Consider the following 21,794-nt stretch of genomic DNA (forward strand, 5'->3'; position numbering starts at 1 on the left):
TGTGAATACCCATTCATGCGCACATCCCATCAAACCATGTGGCTGCAATAATTTACTATTCCCGCGCTGATGATGAAGGCTAGAATGAAACCTAGTGGATTTGAGTTTTCCCAGTTTTGCAACTGATGTTATAGGTAATAGCCGCGAGCGATGAGTACAGCAACACCCATTGAAAACATTAATTATTGGCGCCACCCTAGCTTATCAGGCATAGAACTGAGTCAGGCAAAATTCACTCATTTTAGTTTTGATAAACATGTGCATCTGGATTACCACTTAGGTGTGGTCATCCAAGATGCGCAGCAGTTTGTGAATAAGGGCAGTAGTTATCAGCTTGGACAGCAGAGTCTCTCGACGCTTAATCCTGATGAAACCCATGATGGTCAAAGCTGCTATGCAGATGGATATAGCGTTAAAGTGATGTCTATTCCGGTGGCATATATGAATGAAATCAGCCAAGAGCTGGGCATTAATGAGCATTTTTTCTCCGCGCCTATGGTTGAGGATGCTCGCTTATCTCGCTATTTTACCCAATTACATGAGCAACTTATTCAAGGCCAATTCTCTGAACTGGCTAGCGAGTCCCATCTACTCTATTTTTTGAATTTATTACTTCAACGGTATCCCGCTCAAGCGATAAAGTCGACTTCACCACAAGGTTTATCGTCATTGCAGCTGAATGTAATTAAACAGCGTATTTACGATGAACCTTGGCAGAATACTCAACTTGCGACGCTTGCCTGTGAAGTCAATTTAAGTAAGTTTCAGTTTTTACGTCAGTTTAAACAAGCCACCGGCATGACACCCCACGCATATTTAAAACGAGTAAGATTGGAGTTGGCTAAAAAGTCCCTTAGCGCTGGTGCGCTAGTGGCCGATGTGGCGCAGCAGTTGGGCTTTTTCGATCAAAGTCATCTTAACAAGGCTTTTAAACACGCCTTTTTACTTTCGCCAGTGCAGTTTCAGCGTCGTATGCTTTAACGCCATCGGTATTTTCAACTGGTGCAATTTATTACAATTCAGCCCTCGATTAAAGGGCAATACTGATCTTTCAATCGCTTATTAACCACATTAGTACGGAGTCGTATTACCCATGGATTTATCTTTATTACTGACTTTGGGTGTCATTCATACCGTCGCCTTGATTAGCCCTGGGCCTGATTTCGCCATTATGGTCAAAATAGCCACCCAGCAACGTAGAAATACCGCATTGGCCGCAGCAGCGGGAATTTCAGTAGCAATTTTGGCTCATACGATTTTAAGTCTAACGGGCGTGAGCTTAGTGATTAAAAGCTCGCATATTTTATACTTAGTGGTGCAAATCGCCGGCGCTTCTTACTTAGCTTGGATGGGTTTTTCTGCTCTGCGTTCTGGCATGGCGATGTGGCGTAAACCCTTTGCCAGTGTTGATGAAGCTAATAACAATGTGCAAGAAACGAGCGTGTATAACGTATCAAAAACACGTGTGATACCTATGTCTCAACGACAAGGTTTTTTAACGGGGTTGTATACTAATTTATTAAATCCCAAGGCACTGGTGTTCTTTTTAACGCTATTTTCAGCACTCATCACGCCCGATGTTACCGCGAGCACTAAACTGGTATCCGCTGTGTTGCTATTTGTATTGTCATTGGCTTGGTTCGGGCTGCTGGCCGTTATGTTGTCAAAGGCGCAGGTGCAACTGAAATTACAGCGTCTTACGCCGACCATTGACGTAGTGATTGGCGTGATTTTTATTTCCGTTGCAGTTGCGATTGTGACCAACCTTGTACTGACGGCTTAGTGTTGGTACAACCCGATTATATTTGAGCCATATCTTCAGCTTTATTTATCCCCTTGGCTTTTTAATGGCTTAAGTTTTTGATAAGAATTCATCTTTATTCTGAGCTGAGATTCTGGCGATGGGATAGATGAGTGCATACCACGACACCACATAATGTCAGTGTGACATTTTTTAGTTTTGCTAAAGGGCATTTATTGCTACCACTGTGCTTTTTTGCCGCCATTATTGGGGTACTTGAATGGACGCACACGGACATGAGATTAGCCAGTGAGCTATTTCATTGGCAAGGCGGTGTGAACTCTTGGCCTTTGAGGGGGCATTGGCTTACTGAGGGGGTGCTACATGTTGCGGGGCATTATTTTGTTATTTTACTGGCGCTGAGTGTTGTTATCGCGATTGCGATGAGTTTTCGTAATGACACAGTAAAACCGTACCGTAAGGGGCTGATTTTTCTTTTCTGTAGTGTGCTAGCCAGCGTGCTATTAGTGCGAATGGGTAAAAGCGTGACCCATATGACCTGTCCGTGGGATGTGGTCGAGTTTGGTGGCAGTATGCTGCATTCATCCTTATTTGCGCGTTTACCCGAGGGTGCCGAGTTTGGTCAATGCTTCCCTGGCGGCCATACCAGTGGTGGCTTTGCTTGGGTCGCTTTATTTTATGTATTTAAGGAATATCGTCCAAGTTTAGCTAAATTCGGATTAGCGTTTGGCATGATCTTAGGGCTGGCTTTTGGCATTGCTCAAGAGCTGCGGGGCGCGCATTTTTTAACTCATGATCTGTGGAGTTTAGCGATTGCGTGGACGTCGTCTAGCTTGCTCTATTATGCTTTTTTTCTACGGCCTCAGGTGTCGAAATTGCCCAGTGCGGTCAGAAGTATGCCATTCATTAAACCCCAACCTCATAATAGAACGGCTTAAATAGCGCCTAATGGCAGCGTTAGCCAACACTGATCCCTATGGGCATCAGTGTTTTTGGCGCTTAATATTTAAATTCAAAGCGTATATCGGGTCTACGTAGGCGATATCTTTCATCTAGCAGTTGTTGTTTTTCATTGAGTAGGTTGTTTTTTTGTTTTAATAAGCTCGCTTTATCAGTGAGATTATTGAGCTTGCCATCAATACTGCTGATTTCTCTATCAATGGCATTTAAACGTTCGACAATATCCGCCATACGTTTGTTAATTTGATATTGCTGATGCCCTTGATTGTAACGTTCAACAAATTCGTTACTGCTACAAACGCCATAATAGCTTTGTCCTGCTAATCCAATACGGTAGCCATTTTCAGGTTGGCAATAATTGGTCAATCCTTGTAAATATCCCTGCTTCCACTGCGCCGTATCGACACTAAGATTAAATTCGCGACAATCTTTTTGGTATTGATTAAGTTGTCCTGCATTTGCCCCTCGATTACCATCGGCGAGCCCAAGTGAAAACCAATCATTATTAGCGCACTCTTCAATGGATAAGCTACTGCATTGCGTCATACATAAGACTGAAAAAGCGAGGAGAATACTACTATGACGCATTTAGAAAGCTCTTTGGATAGTGTGGCCGTTAGGATAAAGGCTGCAACTCACGAGATCTAGCGTTATCTACAGTGATTGGTGCAGTTTTAGCCTAAATGTTTCTCAATCTTTATCACTGTAGGCGAGTTCTTTCAAGCGTTTGATTTTATTTGTTAAATTTTGTTTCGTTTTGGCGGTAGACTGAGGTTATCTTAAATTTAAATCTGAGTAGCTAAGGTCGTAGTCGTTATTTTGAATCTTATTTTTATAGCGATAAACAAAAAAGTTCTTTTTCGTTTAAGTTTGATTTTAAACTGCTTTCTTTAACAAAGTCTTGAGCAAATCTGGTATTGTATTTGAGACGTAAGTGCTTTAATTTTTTTACTTAAAATTCGTATATTAATCCTGAACAATATTCATCAAACTTCAGCTGGAGACCGCTTTTGTATGAAGATTTGCCCGCAGTATTCCATATCATGCCTAAGTAAGGTATAAGGGCGCTATGAAAACTCCGAAACGAATCCAACCCCTGGTTGATGAAGGACTGGTCGATGAGGTCATTAGCCAGTTAATGAGCGGTAAAGAAGCCACAGTGTACGTTGTACGCAGTGGTGATGATATTCGCTGTGCCAAAGTTTATAAAGAAGCTGACAAACGTAGTTTTAAGCAAGCGGTGTTATATCAAGAAGGCCGAAAAGTGCGTAATAGTCGTCGCGCGCGCGCGATGGAAAAAGGCTCTAAATTTGGCCGTGATCAGCAGGAAGAAGCTTGGCAAAGTGCCGAGGTCGATGCGTTATATCGTTTAGCTAATGCAGGCGTTCGTGTGCCTACACCTTATGGCTGTTTTGATGGCGTGTTGCTAATGGAGTTAGTAACTGATGCCGATGGCCATGTCGCACCTAGATTGAACGATGTCAGCATGCCGGCAGAAAAAGCGCTACGCGATCATGCATTAGTAATGGAATACGTTAAGTATATGCTGTGCGAGGGTTTGGTACACGGTGACTTATCTGAGTTTAACGTGTTAGTGGATAGCGAAGGGCCAGTAATTATTGATTTACCTCAGGCGGTCGATGCGGCTGCTAATAATCATGCCAAATGGATGCTAGCACGCGATGTGAATAACATGACCCAGTATTACGGCTTGTATGCGCCTGAATTATTAAAAACCCAATATGCTAAAGAGATTTGGGCTTTGTTTGAAGCGGGTGAATTAAAACCAGATACCCCATTAACGGGCGAATTTACTGAAGTGTTAGTTGAAGCTGATGTGAGTGCGGTACTCGAAGAAATCCAAGCGGCTTTTGAAGAAGCGCAAGAACGTAAACAGCGCATTCAAGAGGCTAACGAAGAAGATTATTAACCACTCGCTGTTAATAAAAAGTTGGTATAAAAATGACGCTCAGAGTAGCGTCTTTTTTATACCAAAAATTAAGTTTAGATTTGGGTTTATGGTTTTATTTTATGACTACTTTAGCCCACTATTAGCTTAGTTTTTATTGGCCAGTGGCCCATAGTCAATGTGATAAAATGACAAGACTTGAGAGAGAAATATGTTCATGACTTGGGGGAGCACAATGTACATATTTGATTTTGGGGGAGATAACGCTCTCTCCAGTCTTGCCGAAACCTTTATATTGCTGCTATCTAACCTGTAGAAGCGCAGCGCTTATCCCTTGCTATATTTTCTAACCTTCATTAGGTGTATCTGTTTGGACGACAAGGTCGGACTAAAAGGGCACCATTATTATTTTTATGAGTACTTCTTTAAAATCGTTAGCGTTATCAGCATGGCGATATTTTGTTTCGTCCGACCTAATCTATCTGGTACTCACTTAAGCCGCGGCATTAGTGTTATGTGAGGGTTTAACTTATTGAATGCGACTCATCATTGAGGCATGTATTCTTTGTCGATGTATTTATTTCTACTCTACATCCCATTGGCTCAGGCCTATATGGCATAAATCAATCCATTTGTAATGACATAGCGCAATAATCTTGTTGACTGTGTTCATGTCTGCTCCTGGTTGACTCTCTATTCGATAGCATACGCTGCTCTTATCGGCCGATTTCATGTGAATGAGTCCGGTTAAAAAGTGCTTTATTTTCTAAAAAACTAATAAAGCCAATCTCATACTCACTTAATAGTATGTAAGATCCATGCCAATATATATATTTCACATTAATCATTTAAAATCAATTGTTTAAATTGTTTGTGATGATGCTGTTAATCTTTGCAGATAACCACAAGGGTGCAAGATGCACTCTTTTGGTGCCACTGTATTAATATGATTTAGAAAGATAAAAGTTTGATGAAGCAAGAAGTCTGTACTTTTGCTGACTAAGTAGATGATTAACAGAATTGAATGTCGATAAAAGATGGCCTTAGTCACAATTGCTTATATACTGCCAGCCTTATGGCAATCCATTCGATTATTGAGTTATTGAATGGAAGTGATATTTCTAGCTTTTTTTGAGCAGGATTCACAGTTATCAATCATATATAGAGGTTTTTTAATGATGAAGTGTTTTCAGGCAACGCAATTTAAGCCGTCCTTGTTAGCCATAGTGGTAATGACTACCACATTAGTTGCATCGGGTTGTACCACAATTAATCCCTATTCAAATGAAGAACAAACAGCCAAAGCAACCACGGGATCATTAATTGGTGCCGTTGCAGGCGCCGCTATTGGCGTTGCCTCTTCGAGTAAGAGCGACCGCGGCAAAGGCGCATTAATTGGCGCCGCATCTGGCGCTGCTGTAGGCGGCGGTATTGGTTATTACATGGACGTGCAAGAAACTAAATTGCGCCAACAATTGGCCTCAACGGGTGTGAGTGTGACTCGCAGTGGCGATAACATTATTTTGAACATGCCTAATGAAGTGACGTTCGGTGTTGATCAAACTGAATTAAGTGATGGAGCCAAACGAGTGCTCAACTCGGTAGCGTTAGTGGCAAAAGAATACAGTAAAACGCAACTGAACATATTAGGTTATACCGACAGCAGTGGTTCAGACTCTTATAATTTACGCTTATCACAAGTGCGTGCGAGTGAAGTCGGTAACTATCTGATGAGTAAAGGCGTTGCCTCTGCACGTGTTAAATCTCAAGGTATGGGCGAATCCAGCCCGATTGCATCGAATGCAAATGCGAACGGCCGTGCGCAAAACCGCCGCGTAGAGATCGTATTAACTCCAACGGGTTAATTGTCTGGTTTAGCCACGAGATTAATGATAGAAAAAGTCGCCTGAGGGCGACTTTTTTGTACACATTAACTTAGATTCGGTCACCTCCATTGGGGCAACGGCGATGCAAATTGCTTGGCGATGCGCATATTGCAGTAAGACGTTTTAGCCTGTTACAACATGTTATTTAAGTGATTAACACCACAATCACATTACCGTTATCAGCTAAATGACAAGTAGCTTTATTCGTTATGGTTTCCAGCCGCTAAGCAAATGGTTTTATTGTGTTCGCTTAAATGTTAGCGCGTTAGTGCATCAAGTAGATTGTTGCTAAACCAAGGAAGGCAAATAAGCCTACAATATCGGTTACTGTGGCTAATACCATACCGCCAGCAAGTGCAGGATCGATTTTAAGTCGTTTTAATATCAATGGAATACTTGCGCCAGCAAGCCCCGCAATCGTCATATTAATTAGCATAGCGCCACCAATGAGCCCAGCGAGTGGGATATCATCTTTCCACACAAATACCGCGATAAAAACTAAGATTGACCACATTAATCCATTAAGAAATCCAATCGATAATTCTTTACCGATAAGCCAGCGTGCGTTGCTCTGGCCTATATGACCTAATGCAATACCACGGATCACTAGCGCTAAAGTTTGGTTTCCTGCAACGCCCCCCATGCTCGGGACTATTGTCATTAATACCGCTATAGTGGCAAATTGCTCAATAGTGCCTTCAAACATATTGCTGACAGACGAGGCGAGCAAGGCGGCGAATAAATTAATAGAGAGCCAGAGTGAGCGACGTAAGGTGCTTTTAAGCACTGGGCCAAAAGTATCCTCATCATCATCCATACCTGCCATACCCATCATCGAGTGTTCTGCATCCTCACGGATAACATCGACCACATCATCAATAGTGATACGTCCAAGCAGCTTGCCATCATTATCGACGACAGGGGCGGACACCCAGTCATTACGTTCGAATTTTTTTGCCACCTCACTGTCGGACATACTAACCGGAATGCTCTCAATATCAGGATCCATAATATTGCGGATCGTTGTATTTGGCGCGCAGGTGAGTAAATCGGCAAGCCTAACGCCACCAAGTACTTTATCTTTTTTATCGACGACATAAAGTGTGTCTGTAGTGTCGGGTAGGTTGCCCCGCTGACGAAGATAACGTAGTACTACATCAATATTCACATCGGGTCTTAGCGTCACTGTATCTGTATTCATTAAGCTGCCTGCGGTCTCATCGGGATAAGATAAGGCCTGCTCTACCCGTTGACGGTTTTGTTCCGTCATCGACTGCAACACTTGTTTATAAACGGCGTCGGGTAGACTACGTAAAACATAGGCGAGATCGTCGGTATCCATACTTGCGGTTGCTTTGGCTACTCGCTCAGGGCTCATGCCACGGATTAATGGATCCTTTAGCTCCTCGCTCAATTCATCGAGTATGTCACCTATGTGTTCTTGGTCGATCAATTGCCATAACACTTGTCTGGCATCGGGCGGTGATGATTCCAAAATCAGCGCAATATCAGAGGCGGCCATTTTCTGAAGCATATTACGCACGTGCACAAACATACCGCTGCTAAGTGCTTGGTTTAGCTGGTCAAGACTATGTCCGGGATGATCGTTTTCTGGATTTTCTACGGGCATTTGTCCTCCATTGTGCGGCAACTTGGATTGAGTGTGTAACAGCTTGAGCTTGGCTTAACGAAGACTTGTCCGTGCAGAGAATAGCTATTTCTGCGTGGATTAAGGCGCAATAAGAGTTGGCTTAAGTTATGGCACAGCGGTAATAATCGCTAGTGTAATAGCCCTTGGCTCATGCCGTCGAGCGACAAATATGATGCCGTGTCTAAAATTCAGTCTATAAGATTCACTAGAGGGTAATTAAGATAAAGTAAGACTAACAGGCTTCGTCAAACTTAGCGTCGATTAAGGCACAAATTGCGTCTAGAGCGGGCTCTGCATCGGGGCCTTCAGCGATAATGTTAATGGTTTTACCCATACCAGTCTCCAGCATCAATAAACCAAGTACGCTGGCGGCCGATGCCTGTTTATTACCTTGTATCAAAGTAATCACTGCATCAAAATCAGATGCCAGTACCACCAATTTAGTGGCGGCACGGGCATGTAATCCGAGTTTATTGCAGATGGTTATCTGACGTTCAAGCTTTGGCATTATCAAGTTCTCGATGGCGCGCATAAACCTGATGCTTGCTATTCCTAAAGCGTTTAGCTAATTGCTCAGCAACGAAAACGGAGCGGTGCTGACCGCCAGTACAACCAATGGCGACGGTTAAGTAACTGCGGTTGTTACGCTCAAGGTGTGGTAGCCACGTTTCGAGTAGATTTTCGATTTGCCAGATGAGCTTATTCACCAGTGGTTGACGATTTAAGAATTCAGCCACGGGTTCATCTAAGCCTGTGAGTGGGCGCAGCGCTAACTCCCAATGAGGGTTGGGTAAGAAGCGTACATCGAACATAAAGTCCGCCTCTGCTGGCATGCCGTGCTTAAATCCAAAAGATTCAAAGTTAATCACTAATTCTTTATCAACACTGCCTAGCAGGATTTGTCTCACTTGGTCACTCAAATCATAAATATTCAAATTTGAGGTATCTATGTAGTGATCGACCAATTTTGACATAGGCTCGAGCAGCTTGCCTTCCTGTTTTATTGCTTCTTGCAATGAAACTTGACTCTTAGATAAAGGATGGAGGCGACGGGTTTCGCTGTAACGCTTAAGCAAAATTTTATCGCTAGAATTAAGGAAGAAACTCGTCAACTCAATGCCAGCAGGCAGACTTTCGAGCTGTTGAGTTAATACTTTATCTTGCTCAGGCATGTTACGCACATCGACACTGATAGCGACGAGCTCGTTATTACCTTTCAGTTGGTCAAGTAAAGCCCCAATCAGTGGTAGCGGAAGGTTATCGACGCAATAATAGCCGAGATCTTCGAGTACCCTAAGGGCAACGGATTTACCTGAGCCTGAGCGACCTGACACTATAACCAGTTTCATCCTGTGATTACCTGATAGAGTTCTGTTTCATCATGTGTCTTACGCAATTGTTTCAATATTTGCTTGTCACTCAGTTTTTCGGCCATGCAAGACAAGGTGCTTAAATGCTGCTGACATTGGTCAGCAGGCACCAGTAATGCAAATAAAATATCAACCGGTTGCTTATCAATAGCATCGAATGCTATTGGCTCTTCGCACTTAATTAGTACGGCAATGGGTTGATCTATATCGGCTAATCGACCATGTGGAATGGCGATACCGTTACCTATACCTGTGCTCCCCACTTTTTCGCGCGCCACTAGGCTTTCGAATATCTCTTGAGATGAGAGGGTCGGGTACTGGGCAGCAACTAGGTCGCTGATGAGTTCCAGTACTTTTTTCTTACTGCCCGGAGTGGCGCAGGTAGTGCACTCCGGCCGCAGTATGCTACAAAGTTCCATTATTAGTGTTTTGTTAACTTCTCTTTGTGTTTAATAACCTGACGATCAAGCTTATCTATCAGGGCGTCTATAGCTGCATACATATCAGTATGCTCGGCAGTGGCAAATACTTCACCACCGATGAGGTTTATCCTCGCTTCAGCAATTTGTTGTATTTTCTCAACATTGAGCACAACGTGCACATTATTGATCTGTTCGAAATGGCGTTCAAGTTTTGAAAACTTTTCTTCTACATATGCGCGTAACGATTCGGTAATTTCAATGTGGTGCCCAACTAGGTGTATGTGCATAGAAACGTCCTCCGATATTCACTGTAGGTTATAAGCTCTTACGTTGATTAGAAGGAGGAATAAGCATAGCTTCTCGGTATTTCGCAATAGTTCTGCGTGCTACATTTATTCCCTGCTCCGCCAGAAGTTGTGCCATCTTACTGTCACTTAATGGTTTTTTCTGATTTTCTGCTGCAACCAGTTTTTTAATAAAGGCTCTAATTGCCGTTGATGAACACTCACCACCATCATCTGTACTGACATGGCTAGAGAAGAAGTATTTTAGTTCAAAAAGCCCTTTTGGAGTATGCATGTACTTTTGGGTTGTTACCCGCGAAATGGTTGACTCATGCATTTCTACTGCTTCGGCAATATCATTAAGCACCATAGGCTTCATTGCTTCTTCACCATACTCAAAGAAGCCTTGCTGGTATTGGACGATACAGTTAGCGACTTTGAGCAAAGTATCATTACGACTTTCTAAACTCTTAATAAACCACTTTGCCTCTTGCAGGTGCCCACGAATAAATTGGCTGTCGGCTTGGTTTGCAGAACTGCGCGCCATAGCTGCATAGTGTTGATTTACATTTATTTTTGGCATGTTGTCAGGATTGAGTTCAACCACCCAACGGCCATTTTTCTTCGACACTGATACATCGGGTATAACGTATTCGTCCTCGTTGGGAGTAATTAATAAACCCGGGCGAGGATTAAGGGTTTGGATGAGTGCTATACCATCTCTTAACTCATCTTCTTTGAGCTTAGTTTTACGCATCAACAGTCTAAAGTCACGTGCAGCAATGAGATCTAAATGATCTTTAATCAGCATGCGGGCGTTACTTAGATGGGGCGTATCGGGTGCAAAGTGGGATAATTGGATTAATAGGCACTCGCTTAAATCTCTGGCGGCGACACCTATCGGGTCAAAATGTTGAATACGCTTAAGTACGGCTTCGACTTCATCAAGTTCAACCTCTGGATTACCTATGGCCTCTAGAATTTCTTCAGTGCTTTGGGTCAGGTAACCTTGGTCATTTATCGCTTCGATAATCGCGGTAGCAATGGCTAAATCAGTTTCCGAAAAGGGGGTGAGATTTTTTTGCCATTCTAAATGCTCATATAAACCTTCGCTGGTCTCTCCTTGAAAGGGCATATCGTCTTCGCGACTCCCACCTGGGCCTGAATTAGGTGAGGCGGTAAACACTTCATCCCAAGTCGTATCCATGGGGAGATCGTCCGGCATGGATTCTTGAGTCAAAGATTCTGCGGTATCGACAGTGGAGTTATCTTTTTCTGGTGGCAGAGCAACAGATTCACTGAAATCGGTATCCGATAAGGCTTGGTTTACAGGGTCTTTAGTTGCGTCGAATTGATCCTCTTCCAGCTCGAGAAGGGGATTAGAATCTAAGGCTTGCTGGATCTCTTGCTGCAGTTCTAATGACGATAGTTGCAACAGACGAATTGCCTGCTGTAACTGTGGCGTCATGGTTAACTGTTGACCCAGTTTGAGCTGGAGTGACGCTTTCATGTTACCGCAGATCCCTAAGTTATTATTATTAGATGGGGTCGCTTATTCCCCTCTTTAGTCGAGCCGTATGCCAGTATAATTTACGGCCATCGACTCCCTTTGGTTAACTATAGCCTGAATTGTTCACCTAAGTACACAGCCCTAACCTGCTGATTGTCTAAGATCTCTGCTGGTGTTCCTTCTGCAATCAGGTTTCCGTGACTAACAATGTAGGCATGTTCACACACATCTAATGTCTCGCGCACATTGTGGTCGGTAATTAGCACACCAAGGCCACGGCTTTTAAGTTGCTCAATGATTTTTTTGATGTCGATAACTGAAATCGGATCAACCCCAGCGAAAGGCTCATCAAGTAAAATAAACTTAGGATTAGCCGCTAGCGCACGCGCAATTTCAACACGACGACGCTCACCACCTGACAACGACATACCTTGGCTGTCACGTATGTGGGTGATATGAAACTCTTCCAGCAGATGTTCTAATTCTTGATCTCTTTGTTCTTTTGTTAGCTCTTTGCGAGTTTGCAGCACGGCCATAATGTTGTCATGTACGCTCAGCTTACGAAAGATACTGGCTTCTTGTGGTAAGTAACCAATGCCTTTGCGGGCACGCAGGTGCATCGGATCGGCGGTTAAATCATCGTCATCGATAAAAATGTGGCCTTTATCGCTCTTTACCAATCCGACAACCATGTAAAATGTGGTGGTTTTCCCCGCCCCGTTTGGGCCGAGTAGACCAACGACTTGACCGGTTTTTACCGTCAAACTGACATCTTTAACGACTTGGCGGTTCTTATAACTTTTCGCTAAATTTTGTGCTCTTAGAGTGATCTGGGTCATTTAGAACCCTGCTTTTTGACAGGTTTATCGGTTGAGGTGCCGGGCTTTATATCATCTTGATAACTTTCAGGCTGAATAATCGTAATCACGCGATCATCACCACTACCAGTACTTTCGGCAATTAATTTTTGCTGAATGATGTCGTAGCGGATTAAATTCCCTCGGACTTGGCTACCCGCTTGATCTAATGAAGCTAATCCTTTGAGGGTGAGGGTACGGCTTGCCATGTTATAACTAATCTCTTTCGCACTTGCAGATGCTGGGCGACCATCGTCTAGGACTTGAGTATAAGTGGCAGGATTACCCGTGGCGACTAAGGTTTTACTGCTTTCACCTTCAGCAGAAAATGCACGTAGTTGATCCGCAATAATTTTGATAGAGCCTTGAGTGACTTCAACCGGACCAAAAAAGATAACTTGGTTATTCTTAATATCTGCCGTTTGGCTTACGGCTTTAATCTTTACTTCCTGTTTTAAATCATCCACTTTCGCGAAGGCACTCATGCTCATTATAAGAATGAGGCTGGCAAGTAATACGTTATTTTGCTTCATATGTTCCTACTACCTGACTGGTCAATCGCACTTCTTGTGCATTAAGGTCGGCAAAAAGGCCTTGGCCTTGAATATTAAAATCTTTTCCTGTGACATAAATGGTGCGGTCAGAGGTCATTATCATTGTATTGAGATCGAGTTCCAGATAACTGGTGGACAAGGTTTGAATCGGTTCTTCTGAGCTAATAGCATCAATAATGACATTATTCTGTAATACCACCTTGCCAGTTTCTTTATCAAGTTTGCCTTCATCAGCCTTGAGTTGCCATTGTGCTTTACCTTGGTCGGGGTACACAAGATAAACAGGTTGAGTGAACAAGGTTTGATTAGTGGAATCATAATGTTCCATATGTTTCGCAGTAACACGACTGTTGACAAGTCCTTGTTCATTAAACTCGACACTGCGCAGGTCTTCCACGATGTAATCTGGGGTATTTTGATCTTTTACTTTATTATCTGCATCATTATTGTGCTTGTTTTGCACTTGCCAATACAGCGCCAGCGCAGTACCGAAAAATGCAATAATCGCAAGCGTCACACGGCTCATATACTCATTCCATGGGCCGAGGTGAACTTATTTTGACTCAGCAGTAATAGGTCTGTGAGTTCACGCAATGCCCCGTGGCCACCATTAAGGGTGGTAACAAAGTGAGCATGCTGACGGACATAAGGATGACCATCGGCAACGCTAACCGCTAAACCAACCACGTTCATTACTGGTAGGTCGACCATATCGTCACCGATATAAGCCACCTCATCAGGGGTAACGCCATAAAGCGTGAGTAATTCCTCATAGGGTGCAAATTTATTGTCTATACCTTGGTAAATATGTGTCACGCCGAGCGCTGCCATACGGTTCTCAACGATTTTGGATTGGCGCCCTGTGATGACCGCAAGATGAAAACCGCTAGTGAGCAGCGAGCGCACACCATAACCGTCGCGGGTGTGAAATGCTTTTAGCTCTTCACCGTTATTACTCAAGTAAATACGCCCATCAGAAAACACGCCATCGACGTCACAAATCAACAGTTTAATCTTTTGCGCGCGTTGCCACACATCATCACTGATGGGGCCGTAAAATCCTTGCTGTGGCATTAAATGACTCCTGCTTTAACCATGTCTAGCATGTTAAGTGCACCAATGGGATGGCGGTCTTTATCTATTACAATCAAACCGTTAATATTTTTAGAATCCATTATTTGCAGTGCTTTAGCCGCCAATATGTTATCCATAATGGTAACGCAGTTACGGGTCATTACATCGGCAATGGGTGTTGTTCGTAGATTCACTTCAGCATCAATGACTCGGCGTAAATCGCCATCGGTAAAGATACCGACAAGCTTACGTTCATCATCGATAATCGCTGTCATACCTAAACCTTTTTTGGAAATTTCGTACAGGGCTTCGGTGATACAGATATCATGGTTGACCAGCGGTAGGTCATCACCGCTGTGCATTACATCGTTGACCTTTAACAGTAATTTACGGCCAAGTGCGCCGCCAGGGTGAGACATTGCAAAGTCATCACGGGTAAAACCTTTGGCCTGTAACAGTGCTATCGCGATGGCATCACCCATGACCAAGGTTGCCGTGGTGCTTGACGTGGGAGCAAGTCCAAGTGGGCAAGCCTCTTCAGGTACCCCAATACATAAATGGACTTTTGATAAGCGCGCCATATTGGACTCTGGCTTACTCGTTATGGCAATCACAGGCACGCCCATACGTTGGATAACGGGCATTAAGGTGAGGATTTCGCTCGATTCACCTGAATTTGAAAGGGCTAAAATAATATCATTATCCGCTAACACGCCAAGGTCGCCATGGCTGGCTTCACCCGGGTGCACAAAAAATGCCGGCGTACCTGTGCTGGCAAGGGTGGCTGAAATCTTATTACCGATATGGCCAGATTTGCCCATTCCCATCACAATGACTTTACCGGTACAGTTGAGAATTAACTCGCAAGCCTCTGCAAATTCAACTGAATCTACATACTGATAAAGATTGTCTAGGGCTGACTTTTCAATGTCGATAACTTTGCAGCCCCATTGGCGCAGTTGTGATTTGTCTACCATGTCTATCTCTCTTTTTGCATTGTCTTTGTCGCCCCAGTTATGGGATTGGAGTAGCACAATTTGGTACGCGATAAAGATGATATTTAATCGGCGTTCTGCCAAGTATCTTTTATTTTCAGCCAATTTCGCGACTGTTTTATGGCGATGCTTTATCTAAAACCGTAAAACAATCGCGGCAGGCTAGGACGATTGAGTTAGTTCGTCAAGTTCAGCGATAGTAGTTATTCATGTAGAACAAGCAGTATCGCGATAGACCATCTTGAGCAATATCATCGTCTTTGTGGTTTATTTCAATGGATTTATTCTGTCTCGTGGTGGGTATTATCCCGCAGAATATTTCTAAATTTGTACTTAAGTCTCAGCTTATCCATATTTTAAAGTGGATAAGGATCGAGCTAAGTGCAAACGAAATAACCAATAAAACCTATTCTGCAACTAGATTTAAAACATTAAGTAACATTTAACTGGTGCAGAGTGAAAACTTATGGCGCATTTTCGCTGTAAATGAGTCAAATTGAAAGTATCGCAGGCCGATAGTGTCGATTCGGTTGTAGGTTAAAGCGCAATTACGTACAATTTGCGGCTCTTTGTTGGGACGGTCTTGCAAGATTGGGATTGCCTCTTTGCAAATGTTGGGATCAAGCATGACTCAAGAACAAACATCGTTGGTTGAGATCCGTAACTTGGGGTTTAGCCGCGGTCAGCGCGCAATATTTAAAGATATTAGCCTGTCCATTCCACGGGGCAAGGTGACGGCGATTATGGGCCCCAGTGGTATAGGCAAAACGACACTGCTGAAATTAATCGGTGGTCAATTAACGCCAGACCATGGGCAAGTGTTATTCGACGGCCACGATATCCACGGCGTGAGTCGCAATGAGTTATTTCAGTTACGTAAGCGTATGAGCATGCTGTTTCAAAGCGGCGCGCTGTTTACTGACATTAATGTATTCGATAACGTCGCATTTGCGCTACGTGAACATTCAGGGCTACCAGAGGATATCATTCGTACTATCGTGCTGATGAAACTCGAAGCCGTGGGTTTGCGTGGCGCCGCGCAGATGATGCCAAGCGAATTATCTGGCGGTATGCAGCGCCGCGCCGCATTGGCCAGAGCCATCGCACTAGAACCTGAAATGGTGCTGTACGATGAGCCATTTGCAGGCCAAGACCCAATATCAATGGGTGTATTGGTGAAGCTTATTCGTGAGTTATCCGATGCGCTCAATCTTACCTCCGTTGTGGTATCCCATGACGTAGATGAAGTGCTTGGCATTGCCGATTATGTGTATGTGGTGGCAGACAAAAAAGTCATCGCTCACGGCACGCCAGAGGAATTAAAGCACGCCGATAATCCGCAGTTGAAACAGTTTATTCAAGGCGCGCCGGATGGCCCAGTGCCGTTTCATTATCCTGCCAGTGATTATCAACAAGAATTGTTAGCAAAGGGAGTTGGCAAGTGAAGTTAATCGACAGTATTGCTGACTTGGGCCACAGCGCCATTGAGTTTGTACTTGGTTTTGGCCGTGCTGGGCTGATGCTGTGGGGCGCTATTTTTCGTTGGCCACGTGTGCGTAAAGGTTTTCCATTATTAGTACGGCAGATTTATGTGGTCGGCGTGCAATCTATGGTGATTATTTTAGTCTCAGGGCTGTTCATCGGCATGGTACTTGCGCTACAAGGCTACAATATTTTAGTCGGCTTTGGCACCGAAGAAAGCTTAGGCCCTATGGTGGCATTAAGTTTACTGCGTGAGTTAGGACCGGTAGTCACAGCCTTATTATTTGCAGGACGGGCAGGCTCAGCATTAACCGCTGAAATTGGGTTAATGAAAAGTACCGAGCAGCTCTCAAGTTTAGAGATGATGGCTATCGACCCATTAAGGCAGATTATTGCCCCGCGCTTTTGGGCTGGGGTTATCAGTATGCCATTGCTGGTGTTGATGTTTACTGCAGTCGGTATTTACGGTGGTCACATTGTTGGCGTGGAATGGAAAGGTATCGACAGTGGTGCGTTTTGGTCTATTTTACAGGCGTCGGTTGAATGGCGTCAGGACATAGTTAACTGCTTGATCAAGAGTGGCGTGTTTGCCGTAGTAGTTACTTGGATTGCGTTATATCGCGGTTATCAAGTGATCCCTAATCCGGAAGGCATTAGCCGAGCAACGACGCAGACGGTCGTTCAGTCGAGCCTTGCAGTATTGGCATTGGATTTTTTACTGACAGCCCTGATGTTTGGCCGCTAACGGAACACTGCGGATTTCGACACAGGATTAGATGCATTAACAGAGTGGTAGCTAAGCATGTTGACACGAAAAATTGAATTATTAGTGGGTGTTTTTCTTTTAACCGGACTGGCCGCTTTTTTGGTCTTAGTCTTTAATGTTGCCAATATTGAAGTTAAAAGCAGCGACAGCACCTATACCATAAAAGCCAATTTTACCAATATTGGTGGCTTGAAGGTACGCTCACCTGTCAAGGTTGGTGGTGTAGTGGTCGGCCGGGTAAGTAGTATTGATTTAGATCCGGTTAAATTAGTCGCTGTAGTCACAGTTGTGATGGATAAGCGTTATGACAAATTTCCAGAAACCAGTAGCTTAGCTATTTTGACTTCAGGTTTATTGGGTGAGCAATTCTTGGGGTTAACACCTGGTTTTGTTGATGATGATGTCAGTATGCTAAAAGATGGCGATAAAATTGACGACACTCGTTCAGCATTGGTATTGGAAGAGCTGATTGGTCAGTTCTTATATAGTATGGGTTCGAAGGATAAATAGGGGTTACCGCTATGTTTAACATCTTATCTCGCTTTTTATTGCCGCTAGTGATGGTTTTAGGGACAACAAGTGCTATCGCCGCTGATGTGGTTGTGGACACCAAAGATCCCTATGCCATGGTAAAAGCCGTTGCCAATAAAACCTTTGATCGTTTTCATAAAGATAAAGCGCTTATCGATGCCGACTCTGATCATTTAAAGGTCATTGTTCGTGAAGAATTAATGCCCTATGTCGATTATAAATACGCTTCTTACAAGGTATTAGGTCAATATCTTAAGGATTCAACCGAAGATCAACGCAACCGTTTTGTTGATGCTTTTGAAGGTTATTTAGTCTCTACCTATGCGCAAGCTTTTACTGAGTACACCAATCAAAAAGTGGAGTTTTCGCCAGGGGTTGATTTCAGCCAAGAGAAAATAGTCGATGTAAATATACAGATCATTGAAGCGGGTCGCCCGCCCATTAAAGTACTCTTTAAAGCGCGTCGCTTGAAAGATGACACATGGAAAGCCTTTGATTTGGTAGCAGAAGGTGTAAGTTTACTGTCTTCTAAACAGTCTGAAATTTCTAACCTTATTCGTCAGCAGGGTATCGATTCTGTGATTAAGATGCTTGACGAACGCACGAAAGAAAAAGTCGTTATCAAGGCTAAATCAGGGAAGTCGCAGTCGTGATTGAATTTGTGCAACAAGGCACAGTTTGTCACCTCAAAGGGCGTCTAACCCAAGCCGACGTTATTACACTGTGGCCACAGCGACAGCAATTACTGGATGATTCCATACAGACGTTGTCTTTGTCTGAGCTTCAATACAGTGACAGCGCTGGTATAGCCTTTTTATTGGCGCTAGTACGTGAACATAGCCGACCGCTTGAATTGATTTTAGCGTCTCCCCAGCTGAAAAAGTTAATTGATTTATATGATTTACATGCCTTCTTTACCGAAGAAGCGCATTAAAAATAAGGTGAAAGACGTCATGGAATGCAGCTTAATAGAACAAATTTTACGTGATGCGTTAGGGCTCGAAGAAGTCCACGCTAGCTCGGATGGTAGCCATTATAAAGTGATCGCCGTAGGTGAGTGCTTTGATGGAATGAGTCGAGTTAAACAGCAACAAGCCATTTATGCACCGTTGACGGCACACATTGCCAACGGTGAATTACATGCATTAACGATTAAAGCTTTCACGCCGACTCAATGGAAACGCGAAAAAGTTTTCAACATGCCTAGCTAGTGAGGAAAAGTGGATAAACTAACAATTAAGGCGAGCCCTCCGCTTGCCGGTGACGTGATCATTTCAGGTGCCAAAAATGCGGCTTTGCCTATTTTAATGGCAGGCGTATTAGCTGAAACCGACTTTGTGGTTTCTAATGTGCCCAATCTGCGTGATGTCAGTACTAGCTGTAAATTATTACGCTGCCTCGGCGCCGAAGTGACTGAACTTGGCGACGGACAAATTCGGATTTCAACGACTAATTTGAATGAGTTTTGTGCTCCTTACGATCTCGTCAAAACGATGCGTGCCTCTATCTTGATCTTAGGGCCATTATTGGCTCGATATGGAACCGCTGACGTTTCATTGCCAGGCGGCTGTGCTATTGGTGCAAGACCAGTGAACCTTCACTTACATGGCCTTGAAATGATGGGCGCTAAGATTGAAGTGAAAGAAGGTTATATCAAAGCCCGTGTTGATGGACGTCTTAAAGGCGCTCATATTTTTATGGACATGGTCAGCGTTGGTGCAACTGAAAACTTACTGATGGCTGCGGCATTAGCCGATGGCGAAACCGTAATTGAAAACGCGGCTCGTGAGCCTGAAGTGATCGATCTAGCCAACTGCTTAATTGCAATGGGCGCCAAAATTACCGGTGTAGGCAGTGCGACACTGCGTATTCAAGGGGTTGAGCGTTTACAGGGCTGTCATTATCGCGTTATGCCAGATCGAATCGAAACGGGGTCATTCCTGGTTGCTGCGGCGGTCACTCGTGGCCGTATTCGTTGTTTAAAAGCCGACCCAGCTTCACTTGAGTCAGTTATCGCTAAGCTTGAAGATGCGGGCGCGACGATTACTACGGGTGAAGATTGGATTGAGCTCGATATGCAGGGTAAACGTCCTAAAGCCGTAAATATCAAAACCGCGCCTTACCCTGGTTTTCCTACCGATATGCAAGCACAGTTTTGTGTACTCAATGCCTTAGCACAAGGCACTGCTACAATTACTGAGACTATTTTTGAGAACCGCTTTATGCATGTGCCTGAACTCATCCGTATGGGCGCAACTATGGAGCTTGAAGGTAACACTTGCATCATCCATGGGATTGAGTCCTTAAGTGGCGCTCAGGTGATGGCGACGGATTTACGTGCATCAGCAAGTCTAGTGATTGCGGGCTTGGTGGCCGATGGACAAACGATAGTGGATCGTATCTATCATTTAGATCGTGGCTACGAGCATATTGAGAATAAGTTTCAAGGTTTAGGCGCTGAGGTTGTTCGCATTCAGTGATAGGGGCTTATTTAGCCCTTCAATATTAAAATCTCGATATATTAAAAAACCAGCTAAAAGCTGGTTTTTTGTTGTCAGTATTTTGTTCATCGCACCTAATGCAAAGTGCTACTCTAGTTATCGACCACAACCTTTTCATCGATAATGACGGGTAACTCCTGTTGTTTACCTTGGCGTATTACCGTCATCATCACTTTTTCCCCCGGTGTGGTTTCTGCAATACGATCCATCAGCATTTCTACGCCGGGTACATCCTCATCATCGTATTTGATAATAACATCCCTTGGCATGAGCTGTGCGCGCGCTGCTGGACCATTAGGATCGATACCTGTGATGAGCACGCCTTTGAGATCGGGCAGGTTCAGTATTTGCGCCACCACAGGGTTAATCGGCTCGCCAGAGATACCTAACGCACCGCGGATTACGCGACCATTTTTAATCAGCTTATTCATAATGCTGTGGGCTAACTTAATGGGAATGGCGAAGTTTATTCCGTGACCGCCGCCTTCTTCACCCACTTGGAATGCCGCGGTATTAATTCCGATAAGGCTACCATTAGTGTCAATGAGTGCGCCGCCTGAGTTACCCGCATTAATTGCAGCATCGGTTTGCAGGAAATCTAAATAACCTGAACTTAAACCGTTTCGGCCCGTAGCACTGATAATGCCTTGGGTAATGGTTTGGCCTAAGTTATAGGGATTACCAATAGCGAGTACAACATCACCGACTTGAGGTGGGCTTTCAAGGTTAACAGGTACAATGGGTAAGTTGTCACCTTCAATTTTGAGTACCGATAAATCAGTTTCAGGATCAAAACCTACGACTTCTGAAGTAAATTTACGGCCATCTTGCAGGGCAACGACAATCTCATCAGCTTTTTTAATGACATGGTAATTAGTGAGAATATAACCTTCTTTACTCATTATCACACCAGAGCCAAGGCCTTGCAGTGATCCTGAATTTAGTGGGCGAGTTTGATCTATGCTGAGGCTATAAATATTTACCACCGCAGGGGCAGCACGGCGTACAGCCTTAGCAAATGACAGCTCAACAGTGTTATTAGCCCGAGTTTGTAGCAGATTATTACCTAGTGATTGATTATCGAAATAACGTGTCACTAATAAAAATATAGCCGCCATGATAAGACCGAAAAGAGTGGCTTTACCGAGATATAACAAAGTGTCTTTTATCGTCATGGCAGGATGGAATCTTAAAAAAGGTGAGTTAGATTAACATGTTTAATCTATGTAAGCATAGGGAGCCAAGGCTCCCTATGCTTATCTTAGGTTGAAAATGTGGTT

25 protein-coding genes are annotated in these 21,794 nt (G+C 43.8%); 12 read left to right on the top strand and 13 right to left on the bottom strand.

All coding sequences use genetic code 11. From position 1 onward, the window contains the following. Positions 1-150: 150 nt before the first annotated feature. From C9I43_RS01135 to C9I43_RS01145, 3 genes are all read left to right on the top strand, one after another. Entirely contained in the window at positions 151-981 is an 831-nt protein-coding gene (locus tag C9I43_RS01135) for an AraC family transcriptional regulator (protein ID WP_107881580.1), read from the top strand. 112 nt (positions 982-1,093) lie between these two features. After that, on the top strand, positions 1,094-1,783 hold the full coding sequence (locus C9I43_RS01140) for a LysE family translocator (RefSeq protein ID WP_107881582.1): 690 nt from the start codon (positions 1,094-1,096) through the stop codon (positions 1,781-1,783). Between the two features lie 161 nt (positions 1,784-1,944). Then, on the top strand, positions 1,945-2,700 hold the full coding sequence (locus C9I43_RS01145) for a phosphatase PAP2 family protein (RefSeq protein WP_107883986.1): 756 nt from the start codon (positions 1,945-1,947) through the stop codon (positions 2,698-2,700). A 61-nt stretch (positions 2,701-2,761) separates the two neighbouring features. On the opposite strand, the gene C9I43_RS01150 is transcribed toward C9I43_RS01145, so the two are convergent. Then, positions 2,762-3,310 carry a DUF2799 domain-containing protein gene (locus C9I43_RS01150; RefSeq protein WP_107881584.1) on the bottom strand — a complete coding sequence of 183 codons (549 nt, stop codon included), beginning with the start codon at positions 3,308-3,310 and terminating at the stop codon, positions 2,762-2,764. Positions 3,311-3,791: 481 nt separating this feature from the next. Between C9I43_RS01150 and C9I43_RS01155 the strand changes: the two genes are divergently transcribed. Both C9I43_RS01155 and C9I43_RS01160 read left to right on the top strand, forming a co-directional pair. Then, the gene (locus tag C9I43_RS01155; RefSeq protein ID WP_076502088.1) at positions 3,792-4,652 is read left to right on the top strand and encodes a PA4780 family RIO1-like protein kinase; all 861 of its coding nucleotides are present in this window, start codon (positions 3,792-3,794) and stop codon (positions 4,650-4,652) included. Between the two features lie 1,157 nt (positions 4,653-5,809). Continuing rightward, a complete protein-coding gene (locus tag C9I43_RS01160; RefSeq protein WP_076502124.1) occupies positions 5,810-6,496 on the top strand; it encodes a YiaD family glycine zipper/OmpA-like lipoprotein in 687 nt (228 codons plus the stop codon). Positions 6,497-6,782: 286 nt separating this feature from the next. Here the strand turns inward: C9I43_RS01160 and mgtE are convergent, their stop codons facing one another. The 11 genes from mgtE to C9I43_RS01215 all read right to left on the bottom strand — a co-directional run bounded on the left by mgtE (position 6,783) and on the right by C9I43_RS01215 (position 15,216). Further along, entirely contained in the window at positions 6,783-8,147 is a 1,365-nt protein-coding gene (gene mgtE, locus C9I43_RS01165) for a magnesium transporter (RefSeq protein ID WP_076502085.1), read from the bottom strand. Between the two features lie 253 nt (positions 8,148-8,400). After that, positions 8,401-8,676 carry an HPr family phosphocarrier protein gene (locus C9I43_RS01170; protein WP_076502082.1) on the bottom strand — a complete coding sequence of 92 codons (276 nt, stop codon included), beginning with the start codon at positions 8,674-8,676 and terminating at the stop codon, positions 8,401-8,403. Then, a complete protein-coding gene (gene rapZ / locus C9I43_RS01175) occupies positions 8,663-9,517 on the bottom strand; it encodes an RNase adapter RapZ (protein ID WP_076502079.1) in 855 nt (284 codons plus the stop codon). The genes C9I43_RS01170 and rapZ overlap by 14 nt, the downstream gene beginning before the upstream one ends. Beyond that, the gene (gene ptsN, locus C9I43_RS01180; RefSeq protein WP_076502077.1) at positions 9,514-9,957 is read right to left on the bottom strand and encodes a PTS IIA-like nitrogen regulatory protein PtsN; all 444 of its coding nucleotides are present in this window, start codon (positions 9,955-9,957) and stop codon (positions 9,514-9,516) included. The genes rapZ and ptsN overlap by 4 nt, the downstream gene beginning before the upstream one ends. Before the next feature lie 2 nt (positions 9,958-9,959). Beyond that, on the bottom strand, positions 9,960-10,247 hold the full coding sequence (gene hpf, locus C9I43_RS01185; RefSeq protein ID WP_076502074.1) for a ribosome hibernation promoting factor: 288 nt from the start codon (positions 10,245-10,247) through the stop codon (positions 9,960-9,962). A gap of 28 nt (positions 10,248-10,275) precedes the next feature. After that, positions 10,276-11,754 carry an RNA polymerase factor sigma-54 gene (locus C9I43_RS01190; RefSeq protein WP_107881586.1) on the bottom strand — a complete coding sequence of 493 codons (1,479 nt, stop codon included), beginning with the start codon at positions 11,752-11,754 and terminating at the stop codon, positions 10,276-10,278. Between the two features lie 107 nt (positions 11,755-11,861). Continuing rightward, the gene (gene lptB, locus C9I43_RS01195; RefSeq protein WP_076502071.1) at positions 11,862-12,593 is read right to left on the bottom strand and encodes an LPS export ABC transporter ATP-binding protein; all 732 of its coding nucleotides are present in this window, start codon (positions 12,591-12,593) and stop codon (positions 11,862-11,864) included. After that, positions 12,590-13,144 (bottom strand): lipopolysaccharide transport periplasmic protein LptA, encoded by a 555-nt coding sequence (gene lptA / locus C9I43_RS01200; protein WP_076502068.1) that lies wholly within the window; start codon positions 13,142-13,144, stop codon positions 12,590-12,592. The genes lptB and lptA overlap by 4 nt, the downstream gene beginning before the upstream one ends. Further along, positions 13,131-13,691, bottom strand: a complete 561-nt coding sequence (gene lptC, locus C9I43_RS01205) for an LPS export ABC transporter periplasmic protein LptC (RefSeq protein WP_107881589.1) — start codon at positions 13,689-13,691, stop codon at positions 13,131-13,133. Before lptC ends, lptA begins: the two co-directional genes overlap by 14 nt. Further along, positions 13,688-14,239: a 3-deoxy-manno-octulosonate-8-phosphatase KdsC gene (kdsC, locus tag C9I43_RS01210; RefSeq protein WP_107881591.1), complete on the bottom strand. Its 552-nt coding sequence runs from the start codon at positions 14,237-14,239 to the stop codon at positions 13,688-13,690. Before kdsC ends, lptC begins: the two co-directional genes overlap by 4 nt. After that, positions 14,239-15,216, bottom strand: a complete 978-nt coding sequence (locus tag C9I43_RS01215) for a KpsF/GutQ family sugar-phosphate isomerase (RefSeq protein ID WP_076502059.1) — start codon at positions 15,214-15,216, stop codon at positions 14,239-14,241. The genes kdsC and C9I43_RS01215 overlap by 1 nt, the downstream gene beginning before the upstream one ends. A gap of 644 nt (positions 15,217-15,860) precedes the next feature. On the opposite strand from C9I43_RS01215, the gene mlaF reads away from it, so the two are divergent. From mlaF to murA, 7 genes are read left to right on the top strand one after another with little or no spacing between them, the layout of a single operon-like run. Then, a complete protein-coding gene (mlaF, locus tag C9I43_RS01220) occupies positions 15,861-16,679 on the top strand; it encodes a phospholipid ABC transporter ATP-binding protein MlaF (RefSeq protein WP_107881593.1) in 819 nt (272 codons plus the stop codon). Continuing rightward, positions 16,676-17,461, top strand: coding sequence for a lipid asymmetry maintenance ABC transporter permease subunit MlaE (mlaE, locus tag C9I43_RS01225; protein ID WP_076502052.1), 786 nt, complete (start codon positions 16,676-16,678; stop codon positions 17,459-17,461). The genes mlaF and mlaE overlap by 4 nt, the downstream gene beginning before the upstream one ends. Positions 17,462-17,518: 57 nt before the next feature. After that, complete coding sequence (gene mlaD / locus C9I43_RS01230; RefSeq protein ID WP_107881595.1) at positions 17,519-17,992, top strand: outer membrane lipid asymmetry maintenance protein MlaD; 474 nt, start codon at positions 17,519-17,521, stop codon at positions 17,990-17,992. Positions 17,993-18,003: 11 nt separating this feature from the next. Further along, complete coding sequence (locus C9I43_RS01235; RefSeq protein ID WP_107881597.1) at positions 18,004-18,666, top strand: MlaC/ttg2D family ABC transporter substrate-binding protein; 663 nt, start codon at positions 18,004-18,006, stop codon at positions 18,664-18,666. Next, entirely contained in the window at positions 18,663-18,947 is a 285-nt protein-coding gene (locus C9I43_RS01240; protein ID WP_076502045.1) for an STAS domain-containing protein, read from the top strand. Before C9I43_RS01235 ends, C9I43_RS01240 begins: the two co-directional genes overlap by 4 nt. A 19-nt stretch (positions 18,948-18,966) precedes the next feature. After that, positions 18,967-19,224, top strand: a complete 258-nt coding sequence (locus tag C9I43_RS01245; protein WP_107881599.1) for a BolA family protein — start codon at positions 18,967-18,969, stop codon at positions 19,222-19,224. Positions 19,225-19,233: 9 nt separating this feature from the next. Further along, entirely contained in the window at positions 19,234-20,493 is a 1,260-nt protein-coding gene (gene murA / locus C9I43_RS01250) for a UDP-N-acetylglucosamine 1-carboxyvinyltransferase (RefSeq protein ID WP_076502040.1), read from the top strand. 113 nt (positions 20,494-20,606) lie between these two features. Here the strand turns inward: murA and degS are convergent, their stop codons facing one another. Further along, the gene (gene degS / locus C9I43_RS01255; protein ID WP_107881601.1) at positions 20,607-21,689 is read right to left on the bottom strand and encodes an outer membrane-stress sensor serine endopeptidase DegS; all 1,083 of its coding nucleotides are present in this window, start codon (positions 21,687-21,689) and stop codon (positions 20,607-20,609) included. Positions 21,690-21,794: the final 105 nt, after the last annotated feature.

The sequence above is a fragment of the Shewanella morhuae genome (genome assembly GCF_003028295.1).
In the GTDB taxonomy this organism is placed as follows: Bacteria; Pseudomonadota; Gammaproteobacteria; order Enterobacterales; family Shewanellaceae; genus Shewanella; species Shewanella morhuae.